Source organism: Acidovorax benzenivorans, assembly GCF_028680575.1.
GTDB lineage: Bacteria > Pseudomonadota > Gammaproteobacteria > Burkholderiales > Burkholderiaceae_C > Acidovorax > Acidovorax benzenivorans.
In genome coordinates, this window is sequence record NZ_JAPCKI010000028.1 from 1 (window position 1) to 15,347 (window position 15,347).

A 15,347-nucleotide genomic window follows, 5' to 3' on the forward strand; every position below is an offset into this window, starting at 1 on the left:
ACGCGCTGGTGGACGCCATGGCCGCCGAGGTCAAGGCCTTTGCCGACCAGGTGGCCAAGGAACACGGCGTACAAGTGCACATCGAGATGGTGTCCAGCTACCCCGCACAGCTCTTCCAGCCCGAATGCGTAGAGGCCGTGGGCCGCGCAGCTGCCAAGCTCGGTTACAGCCACATGCCCGCAGTCTCCGGCGCGGGGCACGATGCGGTGTACATGGCCAAGCTGGCGCCCAGCGGCATGATCTTCATCCCCTGCAAGGACGGCATCAGCCACAACGAGATCGAGGATGCCAAGCCTGAGCACATCGAGGCGGGGTGCAATGTGCTGTTGCATGCCATGCTGGAGCGGGCGGGCACGTGATGCTCTGTAATTGATAGCTGGCAGCGCTTGATGGATGGGCGCTAGAGCCTGTTTTTTCTTGAATTCTGGCACTGCGCGTGCGGATGGCGCAGGTGGCGTCTTTCAGGGCGGGCCAGGGCTGGTGTGTTGGTGCATTGGTCCACTGGTGGTGATGGATTTTTGACACAAATCTGTCGCAAGGCCTGTAACAGCAGACGGCCAGTTCCTCCGGGGAGGGGTCTGCGGTGTATCGTTTGGTAACTAACTTACCAAGCATTGCAGGCTCCGTCATGAAACTCAAAACCCGCATCCTGTGGCTGTGCGCCGCCACGCTCCTGGGCCTGGTCGTGCTGTCGGCCATGGCGCTGACCACGCTCTACCAGTCGATGATGAAAGAGCGCACGGCGCAGCTCTCCAACCTGGTGGTGCTGGCCCACGCGGCCGCCCAGAAGGCGCACGAAAAAGAAAAGAGCGGCGCACTCTCGCGCGAAGACGCCATCAAGGAGGCCACCCAGACCATCGGCAGCTTTGTGGACAAGGACAAATACTTTTTTGTGCGCGGCTACAGCAACGATGTGAACTACGTGCACCCCAACCCCAAGCGCATCGGTATCGTCGATGAAAAGGGCGGCAAGGAGGCAGGCGTGCGCTACCGCGCGGCACTGCAAGGCGTCACCATCGGAACCGTCACCGCCCCCGGCACACGCCCCGGCGCCAAGGAGCCGGTGGACAAGCTCTACGCCATCATCAAGTTCGAGCCCTGGGACTGGATCATCGGCTTTGGCGACTATGTGGACGATATCCAGACCGCGTTCTGGCGCAACACGGCCATCTTGCTGTCCATCGGCGCGGCGCTGATGTTCATCGTGGCGCTGATGGCCTGGCAGATGTTGCGCACGCTGGTGCACCAACTGGGGGGCGAGCCGCAGTACGCCGCCGACGTGGTCACGCAGATCGCCGAGGGCAACCTGGCCGTAGAGGTGAACACGCTACCCGGCGACACCACCAGCATCCTGCACGCCATCCGTGCCATGCGGGACAACCTTTCGCATTTGGTGACGCAAGTGCGCGACAGCACCGATTCCATCACCACGGCCTCTTCAGAAATTGCAGCGGGCAACGGCGACCTGTCTGCCCGCACCGAATCGCAGGCCAGCGCACTGCAGGAGACTGCGGCGTCGATGGAGCAGCTCACCTCCACCGTGCAGCAAAACGCCGCCAATGCGCGCCGTGCCGACGAGCTGGCGCGTGCTGCCTCTGACATGGCGGTGCGCGGGGGCGAGGTGGTGCACGAAGTGGTCGGCACCATGAGTTCCATCAACCAGTCCTCGCGCAAGATCGTGGACATCATCAGCGTCATCGACGGCATCGCCTTCCAGACCAACATCCTGGCGCTGAACGCCGCCGTGGAAGCCGCCCGCGCGGGCGAGCAGGGCCGTGGCTTTGCCGTGGTGGCCAGCGAAGTGCGTGGCCTGGCCCAGCGCAGCGCCGCAGCAGCCAAAGAAATCAAGGCACTCATCGACGACTCCGTGGCCAAGGTGGGTGTGGGCGCGGAGTTGGTGGAGCGCGCGGGCAGCACCATGGGCGAAGTGGTGAACGGCGTGAAGAGCGTGACGGCCATGGTGGCCGAGATCAGCGCCGCCAGCGGCGAGCAAAGTGCGGGCATTGCCCAGGTCAACCAGGCCATCTCTCAGATGGACCAGAGCACGCAGCAGAACGCGGCGCTGGTCGAAGAAGCCCTGGCCGCAGCGCAATCGCTCAGCCAGCAGGCGGTAACCCTGTCGCAGACGGTGGGGAAGTTCCGCGTCGCTTGAACTCAGGGCAGGGCGTTTGCGAAGGCAGGGTTCGCCCTGCCTTTTTTTGTTCCCTAGTGGTGGGGCGTAATCGAACCGGTCAACCCCAGGAAGTGATCCAGCATGTGGAAGTGGTCTTCAAAGAACTCCTCTTCCAGGCCTGCGAGCTGGTCAATCCGCGTCCACTGCACCAGTGCTGCATCGTCATCGGCCAGCACCGCTGGCAAGGGGGCATCCTCCAGGTCGAAGTAGTGCGCATGCGTGATCGTGCGCCCGCGCTGGCTGCGGTCGGGGTGGTCGAAGACCGCCACGGACTGCAGCGCGGCGCGCATGGAGGCCTCGGGCAGGTTGCAATGGGTTTCTTCCTCCAGCTCGCGCAGGCAGGACTGCCACACCGTCTCGCGCTGCTCGATAAAGCCGCCGGGCACGGCCAGCTGGCCCTTGCCGGGCGCGTGGGCGCGGCGGATCAGCAGCACTTGGTCCTGGCAGCGCAGTACGGCGTCCACCGTCACGAACACGGGCGGGTAGGGGGCTTTGGCCCATGCTTCGCGGTAGCCGCGTAGCATGCGCCACTCTTCCTGCAGCGCGGGGTAGTGCGGGGTTTGTGCAAAGCGTTCCAGTGTGGCGATAGTGCTCTCAGGGATCTCCTCAGCCAGCGGCGCCACGGCGGCACGCGCGGTGGCGGGCGTGGCGCCAAAGTACGCGTCGCGGATGGCGGTGGCGTCGATGCGGCCCTGGCGTTCTACGTGGATGAGCTGCCAGCCAGGAAAGGCGCTGAGGTAGCCACTGGTCGCATCCTTGAAGTGGCCCACCAGGCCGATGCTTGCGCCTGGTGTGGTCATGCGCGCCACGCCCTGGCGCACGGCCTGCACCCACACGGCCTCGTTGTAGTAGTCGCGCATGGGCAGCATCTGCACGCGGGCGCTGTCTGCAGGAGCCAGGGCTGCGCGCAGCATGGCCTCGCGCTCTTGCCAGGTGAAGGGGTTCTTGGGCGAGCGCGCCTGCCACGCCGAGCCGATCACCACGATGACCTGCGGGGCGCTGTCCAGCGCACGTTGCAGCAGCGCCATGTGGCCGCTGTGGACGGGCTCAAAGCGTCCGATGTAGATGGCGATATCGACCATGTGTCTCCGGCGGGTGGTGCGCATCGGGGCCTTTCGATTCGCTGGCGTTGGGGTCGCCAGGGTTCTTGCGGTGGCCGTGGCTTGCCTGGGTCTGATCTGGGCGCTGAAGCGGACAGAGAGCAGGTCTTTTAGGCTTTTTGGCTGGATGCGCAGGATTTATATGTGCTGGCAGCTATCTTTTTTGTAGTGATTTTACTGCCAGTCGGGGCGTGGGTGGTCGGATGGCCGTGGCAGGGCACCCAGGCGGCTGCGGGTGGAGCGCGTTGCAACCGCCCCTGCTATTGCCTCTGAAGTCGCTATTGTGTGGCCCGGCCGTTCATGCCGCGCACAGCGCGGGGGCTGTAGAACGGCGTGGCAAAAAAGAGGTGGACCGGTTCACGCAAACGTGGCGACAATGCGCCGCTTGCAGGCTGAGCCCAGTGGTTTTCAGCGGGGCCCAGTCGCCTCGGAGGCTGTGGACCTGTGAGTCGGCGTGCAAGGCCCACTTGTGTGAACCGGGGGATTGCGTCTGCTGTGGCGTGTCCGCACCGCCAATAACAGGCCCCGTTGTGTGCGGGCCACCGAGGGAGATCCATGTCGTTGCGGCTCAAATTCAATCTGGTGCTGGCGGGCGTGCTGCTGCTGGCCGTACTGGGCGCGGGCGCCTATGTGCACCGCTTTCTTCAGCAGTCGGCCATCGAGGAGGTGCAGCACAACTCGCAGATCATGATGCACGCCGCCATGGCCATCCGCGACTACACCACCGAGCTGGTCAAGCCCCACCTGGACGTGACGCTGGCCGAAAAATTCCTACCGCAAACCGTTCCCGCCTACGCAGCCACCGAGACGCTGCGCCGCTTGCAGAACCGGTTTCCGGGCTATGAGTACAAGGAGGCGGTGCTCAACCCCACCAACCTGCGCGACCGCGCCAACGAGTGGGAGGAGCGCATCATCAGCGACTTCCGTGAAGGCCGCGCCGAACTCAAGAAGGAGGTCACCGGCGAGGTGGGCGAGGGCATGCACCGTGCCCTGTATGTGGCTCGCCCCATCACCATCAAGCAGCCGCAGTGCATGGCTTGCCACAGCACACCGGCCGTGGCTCCACCCACCATGCTCAAGGTCTATGGCGACAAGAACGGCTTTGGCTGGGGCATGAACGAGACGGTGGGCATCCAGGTGGTGAAGGTGCCGATGTACTTCCCGCTGAAGAAGGCGCGTCAGACCTTCAATACGGTGATGGCGGCGCTGGTGGGCAGCTTTGTGCTGCTGTTCGTGGGCCTCAACCTGTCGCTGTCGTCGCTGGTGATCGAGCCCATGGCGCGGCTCAACCGCAAGCTCGAAGATCTGGCCACCAAGGACTTCTTGACGGACCTGGTCAACCGCCGCCGCTTCTTTGAGAGGCTGGAGACCGAGATGGCTGACACCCGCATCAAGAAGGGCAGCCTGTCGGTGGTGATGTTTGACATCGACTTTTTCAAACGCATCAACGATACCTTTGGGCATGACTCGGGGGATGTGGTGCTCAAGAGCACGGCGCTGCGCGTGCGCGAACTGCTGCGGTCGTCCGACTGTGCTGCGCGCTTCGGGGGAGAGGAGTTCATCATCCTGCTCAAGGAGACCCCGGTAGACGCCGCCATGGCGATGGCCGAGGCGGTGCGCGCACGCATTGCAGGCGTGCCTTTCGACGCGGTGGGCCATGTCAGCGCCAGTTTTGGCGTGGCCACCTGGGACCACAAGGAAGACAGCCACGCCCTGATCAAGCGCGCGGACACGGCGCTGTACAAGGCCAAGTCCAGTGGCCGTAATTGCGTGGTGCAGGCCGAAGAGGCGGTCTGAGTTTTCGAAAAAACCTTCAGGCTGGGGTCGCCTTGGCGTCCTCGTAGTCTGCCCGGTAGCTCGCCGCCAGCGCGGTTTTCTGCTTCTCCGTCAGCAGCTTGCCGGCCATCTGGAAGAAGCGGTGTTCCTCTTCCTTCAGGTGATGCGCCACCTTGTCGGCCAGCTTCTTGGCCAGGGGCAACCAGGCGGAGCTTGACGGCTCGGTCTCTTCCAGTGACTCCACCAGTTCGTCGATCTGGTGGTGCTCTGAAATGGCGTGGCGCGATAGGTCGATGCCCGCGTCGTGCGCCATCAGCGGCACATAAAAGTGACGGTCCTCGGCCATGGCATGGGCGGCCAGCTCGGTCTTGAGTTCGTCAAACAACTCGCGCCGTTCGAGGGTGTCTCCGCTGGTGTCGGTGAGTGCTGAGTACAGCGCGCGCTGGCGTTCATGGCTCTCGCGCAAGGCTTCAAAGATGTTGGTGGTGTCGGTCATGGTGTGGCTGTGAGGGAGTTTGGGGCTGTGACAAAGGTGTGGTGGACTACTTGAGCACCTTGCGCGCGGCACCCACACCAATGGCGGCCAGCACCACAAACACCACGGCAATCACCAGGAACAGCACAAACAGCACCTTGGCGATGCCCGCTGCGCCCGCAGCGATACCGCTGAACCCCAGGGCCCCGGCCACCAGGGAGGTCAGGGCAAAAACGATGGCGTACTTCAGCATGGTGCTCGCTCCTTGCAATGCATGTTCAGGCAGCGCGGGGCTGCGAAAGGGTGTGCAGGAACGATACCGGCGGGCGGTGGGGGTGCGCCGTCAGCGCAGGCGGGCGGCGGGTGTAGGAGAGTGCCGCTGGCGGGCTGCGGTGAAGCGCCAAAAGAAAAGCCGCAACGCGGGGCGTTGCGGCTTGGGAGGTGGGGCGGCTCTGGCGGTCTTTTGGCCTGCGCTCACATCCCTGTGCGATATGAGCCTTGTCCGTACCTTGGTCTTCGTTCACATCGCTGGCGCGATATGAACTGCGCCCGAAGACCGAAAACCGCGCTGGTGCGCGGCGGGCTTACAGCCCGGCTGCTGCCCGCAGGGCCGCAGCTTTATCGGTCTTCTCCCAGCTGAACTCGGGCTCTTCGCGGCCGAAGTGGCCGTAGGCAGCCGTCTTTTCGTAGATTGGGCGCAGAAGGTCCAGCATTTGGATGATGCCCTTGGGGCGCAGGTCGAAATGCTCACGCACCAGTGCGGCCAGGCGCTCGTCCGACACCACGCCCGTGCCTTCGGTGTACACCGTGATGTTCATGGGCTCGGCCACACCGATGGCATATGCCACCTGGATCTGGCACTGGCGCGCCAGGCCTGCGGCCACGATGTTCTTGGCCACGTAGCGCGCGGCGTAGGCGGCCGAGCGATCCACCTTTGTTGGGTCCTTGCCGCTGAAGGCACCGCCGCCATGGGGGCAGGCACCGCCGTAGGTGTCCACGATGATCTTGCGGCCGGTCAGGCCACAGTCGCCTTGCGGGCCGCCGATGACGAAACGGCCGGTGGGGTTGATCAGGTAGCGCGTGTCCTGCAGCCATTCTTTGGGCAGCACGGGCTTGATGATCTCTTCGATGATGGCTTCGGTGAACGAGGCCTTCATCTTGGTTTGTGTTTCGCTCTGGTCGGGGTGGTGCTGGGTGGACAGCACCACGGTGTCGATGCTGTGGGGCTTGCCGTCCACATAGCGCATCGTCACTTGCGACTTGGCGTCAGGGCGCAGGAAGGGCAGGCGGCCATCCTTGCGCAGCTGGGCTTGGCGCTCCACCAGGCGGTGTGCGTAATAGATGGGCGCGGGCATCAGCTCGGGCGTTTCGTCGCAGGCGTAGCCAAACATCAGGCCCTGGTCACCGGCGCCGGTGTTCAGGTGGTCGTCGCTCGCGTGGTCCACGCCCTGGGCGATGTCGTTGGACTGCTTGTCGTAGGCCACCAGCACGGCGCAGCCCTTGTAGTCGATGCCGTAGTCGGTGTTGTCGTAGCCGATGCGCTTGATGGTGTCGCGCGCCACTTGGATGTAGTCCACGTGGGCGTTGGTGGTGATCTCGCCCGCCAGCACCACGAGACCGGTGTTGGTCAGCGTTTCAGCGGCGACGCGGCTACGGGGGTCTTGTTTGAAGATCGCATCGAGAATCGCGTCCGAGATCTGGTCGGCTACCTTGTCGGGGTGGCCTTCGGAGACGGATTCCGAGGTAAAGAGAAAGTCGTTCGCCATTTGAATAAACTCCTGTGTTCCGGCATTTGGGGCGTTGCCCTCACCCCGAAGGAGCTTTGGCGAACGCTTTAGCAGATTTTTTTAACGTCGCCCTGCAAGTTGCTCATTTAACTCAGCGACCCCACCATTTTAATGCCAGTCGTCTTCCGATTCTTTTCCGTATTTCCACTGTGGTTGCTGCACATCATGGGAGCTGCCATGGGCTGGGTGGCGTTTGTTGCATCGCCCACGTACCAGCGCCGGTTTCTCGCGAACTCGGCGCTGGCGGGGTATGCGTTTGGTGATGTGCATGCTGCCGTGGCTCACGCCGGCCGCATGGTGGCCGAGCTGCCGCGCCTGTGGCTGGGCGCCGCCATGCCCTGCGCGCTCACCGGCGAAATCTGTGTGGAACAGGCCTACGCCGCAGGCCGCGGCATCGTGTTTCTCACCCCGCACCAGGGGTGTTTTGAGCTTTCGGCCCAGGCGGCAGCGCGGCGCTGGAGCGCGGAGCGCGGCCCCATCACTGTGCTGTACCGCCCGGCGCGCCAGGCCTGGCTGGCCAAGGTGATGGAGACCGCACGCAACCGGCCCGGCATGCTGGCTGTGCCCACCACCTTGGCGGGCGTGCGCCAGATGATCAAGGCCCTGCGCCGGGGCGAGGCCGTGGGCCTGCTGCCTGACCAGGTGCCGCCCGAAGGGCAGGGCCAATGGTCGCCCTTTTTTGGCCGCGACGCCTACACCATGACCCTGGCCGTGCGGCTGGCGCAGCAGACGGGCGCTGCCGTTGTGCTGGTGCGCTGCGAGCGGCTGTCCTGGGGCCGTGGTTTTGTCACCCATTTCGAGCCGCTGGCGCAACCGCTGTCGGAGCAGATGGACGTTGCCGTTGCGCAGATCAACCAGGCCATGGAACACCTCATCCGCCAGTGCCCCGAACAGTACCTTTGGGGCTATGCCCGCTACAAGCAGCCGCGTGCCGAGGCCGCTCCCGCAGCGGGGGGCGCAGCATGACGGGGCGGCTGGGCGTGTGGTTCATGCGGGTGCTGGCGTTGCTGCCGCTGCCCGTATTGCGCGGTCTGGGCTGGCTGCTGGGGCAGGTGGCGTTTGTGCTGGTGGCGCCCCGACGCAAGGTGGCGCTGCGTAACCTGGCGCTGTGTTTCCCCGACTGGACAGAGGCGCGCCGCCGCGCCGTGGCACGCGCCAGTTTTGTGGTGTTCTGCCAGACCTGGCTGGACCGCAGCTGGCTTTGGGCCGCGCCGCGCGCGGTGGTGGAGCAGCGCGTGCGCCTGGCTGGCGCCGTGCACGAGCTCGACGGCGATACGCCCACCATCCTGTTTGCGCCGCATTTCTACGGCATGGACGCGGGTGGCCTGGCCTTGCCGCTGCGCAGTGGCCGTGCGTTCACTTCCATCTTTGCCACCCACCCCGATCCGGCGGTGGACGCCTGGTTCATGGCTGGGCGCCAGCGTTTTGGTGACGTGCGCATGCTCAACCGCTCGGATGGCGTCAAGCCCATCATCGCCAACCTGCGCAAGGGGGGGCTTCTGTACCTGCTGCCCGACATGGACTACGGCCGCAATGATTCGGTGTTTGTGCCGTTCTACGGTGTGACGGCCGCCACCATTCCGTCACTGTCGCGGTTTGCACGCCTGGGCCGCGCCAAGGTGGTGGGCGTGTATTCGCGCATGACACCCACGGGCTACGTGGCCGAGGTCTCACCGGCTTGGACCAACTACCCCACCGACGATGCCGAGGCCGACACGGCCCGCATGAACCTTGAGCTGCAGGCCGTGATCGACACCATGCCCGAGCAGTATTACTGGGTGCACAAGCGCTTCAAGACCCGCCCGGAGGGGGCGCCTTCGGTGTATTTCTGAAAATTTCAGTCAAATCAGCCTCTGGTGCTTATCCATAAAGCGCAGACAGCTATTGTTTAGATAGCAAAAAACGCTGCAGCTCCATGGCCACACGTTCGGGGTGCTCGTGCACGACCCAGTGGGATGCCTGTTCCACCTGCTGCACCTGCAGCCGAGGGATCCAGCCTGGCAGGCCGTCCAGCAGGCCGGGCAGCAAGGCAGGGTCGTCCATGCCCCACAGCACCAGTGTGGGCACATCCACCGTCAACATCGATTCGGGCAGGGTAATGGCCTGGGCGCCGAGGTCACCCTCGCGCGGCGGGCGGATGGGGCTGGCGCGGTAGTAGTTGCAAGCGCCCTGCAAGCCCTGTTGCCATAGGGTGCGGTACTGGGCGCGCACCTTGTCGGTCAGCCATGTAGGGGCGCTGCCATCCGGGGTGTTGAAAAAGGCAAACAGGCGGCGGAAGTCGTCTTCGGCCAGCAGGGCCTCGGCGTCGGGCCTGCACAAAAAATGCATGTACTGGCTGCCCGCCTGCTGGGCTGCGTTGTGCGACAGCTCGCGCACAAACGCGCCAGGGTGGGGCGAGTTGATGATGGCCAGCCGCTTCATCAGCTGCGGCTGCTGGTTGGCCAGGTTCCACGCCACGGCGCCGCCCCAGTCATGCGCCACCAGGCATTCCAACGCGCTGCCGGGGCATTCGTGGGCAATCAGCGCCACCAGGTCTTGTACCAGGTGCTTGGCGCGGTACGCGTCCACCGCCTGGGGGCTGCTGGATGGGCCAAACCCGCGCAGGTACGGCGCCACGCATCGGAAGCCGCCGTTCTCGGGGCGGGCAAAGTGCAGCAGCAGTTCGTCCCAGATGAAGGCCCCCTCGGGGAACCCGTGCAGAAACAACAGCACCGGGCGTCCGGGCACGCCGCTCACGCGGCAATGCAGGGTGATTCCGTGGGGAAGGTCAACAGGGCAATCTTGGATCATGGCACTATGCATTTTGTAGCGGCCAGCGCATGACAAGATTGCGCTTGCGGCTAGTTGGACTCGGAGTCGCCGGTGGGCTGGGGCTGGGCGGGGTGGCTGCCGTCGGTCGCATCGGCTGGGCGCTCCTCGGCGACGGGTTTCACCGGGTGCGCCCACTGCCACAGCAGCTGGGCCACGTCATCCACCCCTTGCTTTTTGAGGGCCGAGAACATCTTCACCTCGCCGCCGCCGGCGTGCAGTCGCGTGATCGACAGCACCTTGGCCTGTTCGGCGCGCGTGAGCTTGTCGGCCTTGGTCAGCACAATGAGGAACTTGAGTCCTTCTTCCACGCGCGGGCGCACCACTTCCAGCAGCGCCTCGTCCAGCTCGGTCAGCCCCAGGCGCGGGTCACACAGCAGCACGATGCCCGTGAGGCCGGGACGGCTGACCAGGTAGTTCACCATCACCTGCTGCCAGCGCACCTTGTCCGAGCGCGATACTGCGGCATAGCCGTACCCAGGCAGGTCGGCCAGCACGGCGTCCATCACACCCTGTTTGCCCAGTGAGAACAGATTGATGTGCTGGGTGCGCCCCGGTTTTTTGGAGGCAAACGCCAGCTGCTTTTGCTGCGTGAGCGTGTTGATGCAGGTGGATTTGCCTGCGTTGGAGCGGCCCACAAAGGCGATTTCGGGCACATCGATGGGCGGCAGGTGGTGCAGCTGCGCCGCCGTGGTTAAGAACTTGGCGGTGTGCATCCAGCCCATGGCGATTTTGGCGTCAGGTGCGGGCGGGAGAGAGCCAGCAACTGGCGCGGAGGGGGGTGTCGTCATGGGGAGTTGGGAGAGAAAGAACCATCATTGTAGAATCGCGAGGTTTTGCGCACATAAACACACACCCTCGATATGAAGTTGCTCGCCTCATTGCTGACGGCTGCCGCACTGGCAGCACCTGTTTTTTCGGCCTTTGCAGCGGGTGATGCACCCAAAGCGGCCAAGCCGGATCTCGTCAAGGGCGAGGCCAGCTTCACTGCGGTGTGTGCGGCCTGCCACGGCGCAGACGGCAACTCCGCCATTGCTGCCAACCCCAAGCTGTCGCAGCAGCACCCCGAATACCTGGTCAAGCAGCTGCAGGAATTCAAGTCCGGCAAGCGCAACAACGCCATCATGAAGGGCTTTGCCACCGCCCTGTCGGATGACGACATGCGCAACATCGCCTATTGGGTCACGTCCAAGCCTGCCAAGGCGGGCTTTGCCAAGGACAAGGACCTGGTCGCCATGGGCGAGCGCATCTACCGCGGTGGCATTGCCGACCGGCAGATCGCCGCTTGTGCTGGCTGCCACAGCCCCAACGGTGCTGGCATCCCTGCGCAATACCCCCGCCTGTCGGGCCAACATGCCGACTACACCGTGTCGCAGCTGAACATGTTCCGCGACGGCTCGCGCGCCAACAGCATCCAGATGACCCAGGTGGCTGCCAAGCTCAACGACAAGGAAATCAAGGCCGTGGCGGATTACATCGCCGGCCTGCGTTGATTGATTCTTGTCAAAGCCCGGCCTGATTGACCGGGCCGCACGGAACCTACCGCCAATAACAACCCCAAAAAGGGCGGGTCCATCGCAGCGATGGCCCCGCCCTTTTTCTTTCGCGCTTCGCAGACACCGCTCCCACCCATGTCCGACAACACCCAGGGCCTTCGCATGAAGTCCGGCTCCCAGGCCCTGCGCGCCGGGGTCGAACTGCTGTCTTCGATGCGGTTCGCCATCTCTTTACTGACGGTGATCTGTATCGCCTCGGTGATCGGGACGGTGCTCAAGCAGCACGAACCGGCAGCCAACTATGTCAACCAGTTCGGGCCGTTCTGGGCCGAGCTGTTCGGCGCCATCCAGCTCAACGCGGTGTACAGCGCCTGGTGGTTCCTGCTGATCCTGGCGTTTCTGGTGATCAGCACCTCGCTGTGTATTGCCCGCAACACGCCCAAGATCCTGGTGGACCTCAAGGCCTACAAGGAAAACATCCGCGAGCAAAGCCTCAAGGCGTTTCACCACAAAGCGCAGGCCAATCTGTCGGGATCGGCCGAGGCCGAGGCCCGCCGCGTTGGCACACTGTTGGCCGGTGGCGGCTGGAAGGTGCGCCTGCAGCAGCGCGACACGGCCGCAGGGCCAGGCACCGGCTGGATGGTGGCGGCCAAGGCGGGCGCCGCCAACAAGATCGGCTATATCGCCGCGCACAGCGCCATCGTGCTGGTGTGTGTGGGCGGGCTGCTGGACGGCGACCTCATCGTGCGCGCGCAGATGCTGCTGGGCGGCAAGTCGGTCTATAGCGGTGGCGGGCTGATCGCTGACGTGAAGCCTGAGCACCGCTTGTCTGAGCGCAACCCCACCTTCCGGGGCAACCTGCTGGTGGCCGAGGGCACGCAGTCGAGCACCGCGATCCTGAGCCAGTCCGACGGGGTGTTGTTGCAGGATCTGCCGTTTGCGATCGAGCTCAAGAAGTTCATCGTGGAGCACTACTCCACCGGCATGCCCAAGCTGTTCGCCAGCGAGATCATCATCCACGACAAGGCCACCGGCGAGAAGACGCCCGCCCGCGTCGAGGTGAACCACCCGGCCAGCTACAAGGGCATCGAGATCTACCAGTCGAGTTTTGATGACGGCGGCTCGCACCTCAAACTGCGTGCCGTGCCCATGGTGGCGGGTGCCAAGGCTTTTGACGTGGAGGGTGTGGTCGGCAACTCCACCCAGCTCACCAACAAGGGCGGTGGCTCTGGCAGTGACACGCTGACGCTGGAATTCACGGCGCTGCGCACCATCAACGTCGAGAATTTTGGTGGCGCTGGCCTCGGCGGCAGCGGCGCGGACGTGCGCAAGGTGGACCTTCGCGAGTCGGTGGAATCGCGTTTGGGCGCTGCCAACAAGACCGTCACCAAGAAGGAGCTGCGCAACGTGGGCCCGAGCGTGAGCTACAAGCTGCGCGACGCGTCCGGTCAGGCCCGCGAGTTCCACAACTACATGCTGCCGGTGGACACGGGCGATGGCGTGCCCGTGTTCCTGCTCGGTGTGCGCGAGTCTCCGGCCGAGCCCTTCCGTTACCTGCGTGTGCCGGCAGACGACAAGGGCGGCGTCGATGGTTTCATGCGCATGAAGGCCGCGCTGGCCGATCCCCAGGCCCGGGAGCAGGCGGTGCGCCGTTACGTGTCGCAGGCCATGGACGCCTCGCGCCCCGAGTTGGCCGAGCAACTGCAGCAGTCTGCCGTGCGTGCACTGGCGCTGTTTGCGGGGCGGGGCATGGTCGATGGCAAGCCCACGGGCGGGTTGCAGGCCGTGTCGGACTTCATGGAGGCGAATGTGCCAGAGGCCGAGCGCGCGCGCGCTGGCGAGGTACTGGTACGCATCCTGAACGGCACGCTCTTCGAGCTGGCCCAGCTGTCGCGCCAACGGGAGGGCCTGCCGCCGTTGCCGCAGGACGAGCAGACCCGGGGTTTCATGACACAGGCGGTGCTCTCGCTCAGCGACGCGCAGATTTACCCGGCGCCGATGGCGTTTGAGCTCAAGGACTTCACCCAGGTGCAGGCCAGCGTGTTCCAGGTGGCGCGAGCCCCTGGCAAGAATGTTGTCTATCTGGGCTGCGCCTTGCTGATTCTGGGCGTTTTTGCCATGCTCTACGTGCGCGAGCGGCGCGTGTGGGTCTGGGTGGCCCCCCAGGATGGCAGCACCCACGCCACTATGGCCCTGTCCACCAACCGCAAGACCATGGACGGCGACCAGGAGTTTGTCCAGCTCGCTCAGAAACTGATCGGGGCCAAGCCCCGCGAAGGCACCGCATGAACACCGCGACTTCTTCCTCGACCGTTACTACGATCACCCTGAACGAGGGATTCTTCTCCCGCCGTAATTGGCTCGATTGGCTGTTTGCGGCCATCGTGGCCGTGGGCGGGTTGTATGCGCTGCAGCGCTACGGCGCTTTCATGGATGTCTATGAAAAAGGCATTTTGCTGGGGGCCATTCCGTGCACCGTCTGGCTGGGCTGGTTCTGGCGCCCGTTGCGGGTGCTGATGCTGGTGGTGGCGGCCGTGGCGCTCATGGCCATTGGGCTGTACCAGCAAGACGGTGCGGGCAGCCTGGCGCGGGCGGACGCGGTGTTCGGTCTCAAGTATTTCCTGTCCAGCCAATCCGCCATCCTGTGGATGAGCATGCTGTTTTTCATCAGCACGGCGTTCTACTGGGTGGGCATGTTCGCTCGCGGCGAGGGCAAGACTATGAGCATGCTGGGCTCGCGCATTGCGTGGGTGGCGGTGGCCATGGCGCTCATTGGCACTCTGGTGCGCTGGTACGAAAGTTACCTGATCGGCCCGGACATCGGCCACATCCCGGTCAGCAACCTGTACGAAGTGTTCGTGCTGTTTTGCTGGATGACCGCCGCGTTCTATTTGTACTACGAACAGCAGTACGACACGCGCGCGCTGGGCGGCTTTGTGATGCTGGTGGTCAGTGCCGCCGTGGGCTTCTTGCTCTGGTACACCGTGGTGCGCGAGGCGCATGAGATCCAGCCACTGGTCCCTGCGCTCAAGAGCTGGTGGATGAAGCTGCATGTGCCCGCCAATTTCATCGGCTATGGCACGTTTGCCCTGTCCGCCATGGTGGCGTTTGCCTACTTGATCAAGCAACAGGCCACCGAAACCCGCTGGTACAAGTTGGCGCCGCTGTGGCTGCTGGGCGTGGTACTGTGTTTTGAGCCCATCGTGTTCCGCCAAGGTGCGACGGAGAACGGCGGCAGCTACTGGATGGTGTACTTCGGCATTTCGGCGTTGATCGTGGCGGGCATCCTGCTGGGGCGCAAGCGCATCGCGGCACGCTTGCCCTCGTTCGAGATCCTGGACGACGTGATGTACAAGTCCATCGCGGTGGGCTTTGCGTTCTTCACCATCGCCACGGTGCTGGGTGCGCTGTGGGCTGCCGAGGCCTGGGGTGGCTACTGGAGCTGGGACCCGAAGGAGACCTGGGCGCTGATCGTCTGGCTCAACTACGCGGCCTGGCTGCACATGCGGCTCATGAAGGGCCTGCGCGGCACCGTGTCCGCCTGGTGGGCGCTGGTCGGTCTGGCCGTGACCACGTTCGCGTTCCTGGGCGTCAACATGTTCCTGAGCGGCCTGCACAGCTACGGCACGCTGTAAAGGGGTAGGTGCCGCTCGGGGGGCGGTCGGGCATCGGGGCGGCAACTATTGCGTCTTCGGTGTAACCTGAATGGTCCTGGGAACGAACTAACAGTTG

General features: G+C 64.3%; 14 protein-coding genes. 8 read left to right on the forward strand and 6 right to left on the reverse strand.

The features are described from left to right. Window positions 1-359 (forward strand): M20/M25/M40 family metallo-hydrolase (locus tag OIN59_RS24690; RefSeq protein ID WP_274114770.1); only part of this gene is annotated, 359 nt, incomplete at its 5' end. Window positions 360-628: 269 nt separating this feature from the next. Continuing rightward, complete coding sequence (locus tag OIN59_RS24695; protein ID WP_274114771.1) at window positions 629-2,152, forward strand: methyl-accepting chemotaxis protein; 1,524 nt, start codon at window positions 629-631, stop codon at window positions 2,150-2,152. A gap of 53 nt (window positions 2,153-2,205) precedes the next feature. Here the strand turns inward: OIN59_RS24695 and OIN59_RS24700 are convergent, their stop codons facing one another. After that, on the reverse strand, window positions 2,206-3,255 hold the full coding sequence (locus OIN59_RS24700) for a bifunctional nicotinamide-nucleotide adenylyltransferase/Nudix hydroxylase (RefSeq protein WP_274114812.1): 1,050 nt from the start codon (window positions 3,253-3,255) through the stop codon (window positions 2,206-2,208). Window positions 3,256-3,828: 573 nt separating this feature from the next. Between OIN59_RS24700 and OIN59_RS24705 the strand changes: the two genes are divergently transcribed. Next, window positions 3,829-5,070: a diguanylate cyclase gene (locus tag OIN59_RS24705; protein WP_274114772.1), complete on the forward strand. Its 1,242-nt coding sequence runs from the start codon at window positions 3,829-3,831 to the stop codon at window positions 5,068-5,070. Between the two features lie 16 nt (window positions 5,071-5,086). Here OIN59_RS24705 and OIN59_RS24710 read toward each other — a convergent pair whose 3' ends face one another. The 3 genes from OIN59_RS24710 to metK all read right to left on the reverse strand — a co-directional run bounded on the left by OIN59_RS24710 (window position 5,087) and on the right by metK (window position 7,290). Further along, the gene (locus OIN59_RS24710; RefSeq protein ID WP_274114774.1) at window positions 5,087-5,545 is read right to left on the reverse strand and encodes a hemerythrin domain-containing protein; all 459 of its coding nucleotides are present in this window, start codon (window positions 5,543-5,545) and stop codon (window positions 5,087-5,089) included. A gap of 46 nt (window positions 5,546-5,591) precedes the next feature. Continuing rightward, window positions 5,592-5,777 (reverse strand): DUF1328 domain-containing protein, encoded by a 186-nt coding sequence (locus tag OIN59_RS24715; protein ID WP_274114776.1) that lies wholly within the window; start codon window positions 5,775-5,777, stop codon window positions 5,592-5,594. Between the two features lie 331 nt (window positions 5,778-6,108). Then, complete coding sequence (gene metK / locus OIN59_RS24720; RefSeq protein ID WP_274114778.1) at window positions 6,109-7,290, reverse strand: methionine adenosyltransferase; 1,182 nt, start codon at window positions 7,288-7,290, stop codon at window positions 6,109-6,111. A gap of 132 nt (window positions 7,291-7,422) precedes the next feature. Here metK and OIN59_RS24725 point away from each other — a divergent pair, with 132 nt between their 5' ends. Both OIN59_RS24725 and OIN59_RS24730 read left to right on the forward strand, forming a co-directional pair. Next, window positions 7,423-8,277 (forward strand): lysophospholipid acyltransferase family protein, encoded by an 855-nt coding sequence (locus OIN59_RS24725; RefSeq protein WP_274114780.1) that lies wholly within the window; start codon window positions 7,423-7,425, stop codon window positions 8,275-8,277. Next, the gene (locus OIN59_RS24730) at window positions 8,274-9,143 is read left to right on the forward strand and encodes a lysophospholipid acyltransferase family protein (protein WP_274114781.1); all 870 of its coding nucleotides are present in this window, start codon (window positions 8,274-8,276) and stop codon (window positions 9,141-9,143) included. The genes OIN59_RS24725 and OIN59_RS24730 overlap by 4 nt, the downstream gene beginning before the upstream one ends. 49 nt (window positions 9,144-9,192) lie before the next feature. Here the strand turns inward: OIN59_RS24730 and OIN59_RS24735 are convergent, their stop codons facing one another. Together OIN59_RS24735 and yihA are read right to left on the reverse strand one after the other, a co-directional pair. After that, window positions 9,193-10,101 carry an alpha/beta fold hydrolase gene (locus OIN59_RS24735; RefSeq protein WP_274114782.1) on the reverse strand — a complete coding sequence of 303 codons (909 nt, stop codon included), beginning with the start codon at window positions 10,099-10,101 and terminating at the stop codon, window positions 9,193-9,195. 50 nt (window positions 10,102-10,151) lie between these two features. Then, a complete protein-coding gene (gene yihA / locus OIN59_RS24740; RefSeq protein ID WP_274114784.1) occupies window positions 10,152-10,910 on the reverse strand; it encodes a ribosome biogenesis GTP-binding protein YihA/YsxC in 759 nt (252 codons plus the stop codon). Window positions 10,911-10,982: 72 nt separating this feature from the next. On the opposite strand from yihA, the gene OIN59_RS24745 reads away from it, so the two are divergent. From OIN59_RS24745 to ccsB, 3 genes are all read left to right on the forward strand, one after another. Further along, entirely contained in the window at window positions 10,983-11,612 is a 630-nt protein-coding gene (locus tag OIN59_RS24745; protein ID WP_274114786.1) for a c-type cytochrome, read from the forward strand. 138 nt (window positions 11,613-11,750) lie between these two features. Beyond that, the gene (locus tag OIN59_RS24750; RefSeq protein ID WP_274114788.1) at window positions 11,751-13,904 is read left to right on the forward strand and encodes a cytochrome c biogenesis protein ResB; all 2,154 of its coding nucleotides are present in this window, start codon (window positions 11,751-11,753) and stop codon (window positions 13,902-13,904) included. After that, the gene (gene ccsB / locus OIN59_RS24755; RefSeq protein WP_274114790.1) at window positions 13,901-15,250 is read left to right on the forward strand and encodes a c-type cytochrome biogenesis protein CcsB; all 1,350 of its coding nucleotides are present in this window, start codon (window positions 13,901-13,903) and stop codon (window positions 15,248-15,250) included. Before OIN59_RS24750 ends, ccsB begins: the two co-directional genes overlap by 4 nt. The last annotated feature ends 97 nt before the right edge of the window (window positions 15,251-15,347 follow it).

Bases quoted from the DNA above. Each gene is read 5' to 3' on its own strand.
- OIN59_RS24725 (WP_274114780.1), top strand. From the start codon at position 7,423: ATGCCAGTCGTCTTCCGATTCTTTTCCGTATTTCCACTGTGGTTGCTG.
- yihA (WP_274114784.1), bottom strand. From the start codon at position 10,910: ATGACGACACCCCCCTCCGCGCCAGTTGCTGGCTCTCTCCCGCCCGCA.
- OIN59_RS24710 (WP_274114774.1), bottom strand. From the start codon at position 5,545: ATGACCGACACCACCAACATCTTTGAAGCCTTGCGCGAGAGCCATGAA.
- ccsB (WP_274114790.1), top strand. From the start codon at position 13,901: ATGAACACCGCGACTTCTTCCTCGACCGTTACTACGATCACCCTGAAC.
- OIN59_RS24700 (WP_274114812.1), bottom strand. From the start codon at position 3,255: ATGGTCGATATCGCCATCTACATCGGACGCTTTGAGCCCGTCCACAGC.
- OIN59_RS24695 (WP_274114771.1), top strand. From the start codon at position 629: ATGAAACTCAAAACCCGCATCCTGTGGCTGTGCGCCGCCACGCTCCTG.
- OIN59_RS24750 (WP_274114788.1), top strand. From the start codon at position 11,751: ATGTCCGACAACACCCAGGGCCTTCGCATGAAGTCCGGCTCCCAGGCC.
- OIN59_RS24715 (WP_274114776.1), bottom strand. From the start codon at position 5,777: ATGCTGAAGTACGCCATCGTTTTTGCCCTGACCTCCCTGGTGGCCGGG.
- OIN59_RS24735 (WP_274114782.1), bottom strand. From the start codon at position 10,101: ATGATCCAAGATTGCCCTGTTGACCTTCCCCACGGAATCACCCTGCAT.
- metK (WP_274114778.1), bottom strand. From the start codon at position 7,290: ATGGCGAACGACTTTCTCTTTACCTCGGAATCCGTCTCCGAAGGCCAC.
- OIN59_RS24705 (WP_274114772.1), top strand. From the start codon at position 3,829: ATGTCGTTGCGGCTCAAATTCAATCTGGTGCTGGCGGGCGTGCTGCTG.
- OIN59_RS24730 (WP_274114781.1), top strand. From the start codon at position 8,274: ATGACGGGGCGGCTGGGCGTGTGGTTCATGCGGGTGCTGGCGTTGCTG.
- OIN59_RS24745 (WP_274114786.1), top strand. From the start codon at position 10,983: ATGAAGTTGCTCGCCTCATTGCTGACGGCTGCCGCACTGGCAGCACCT.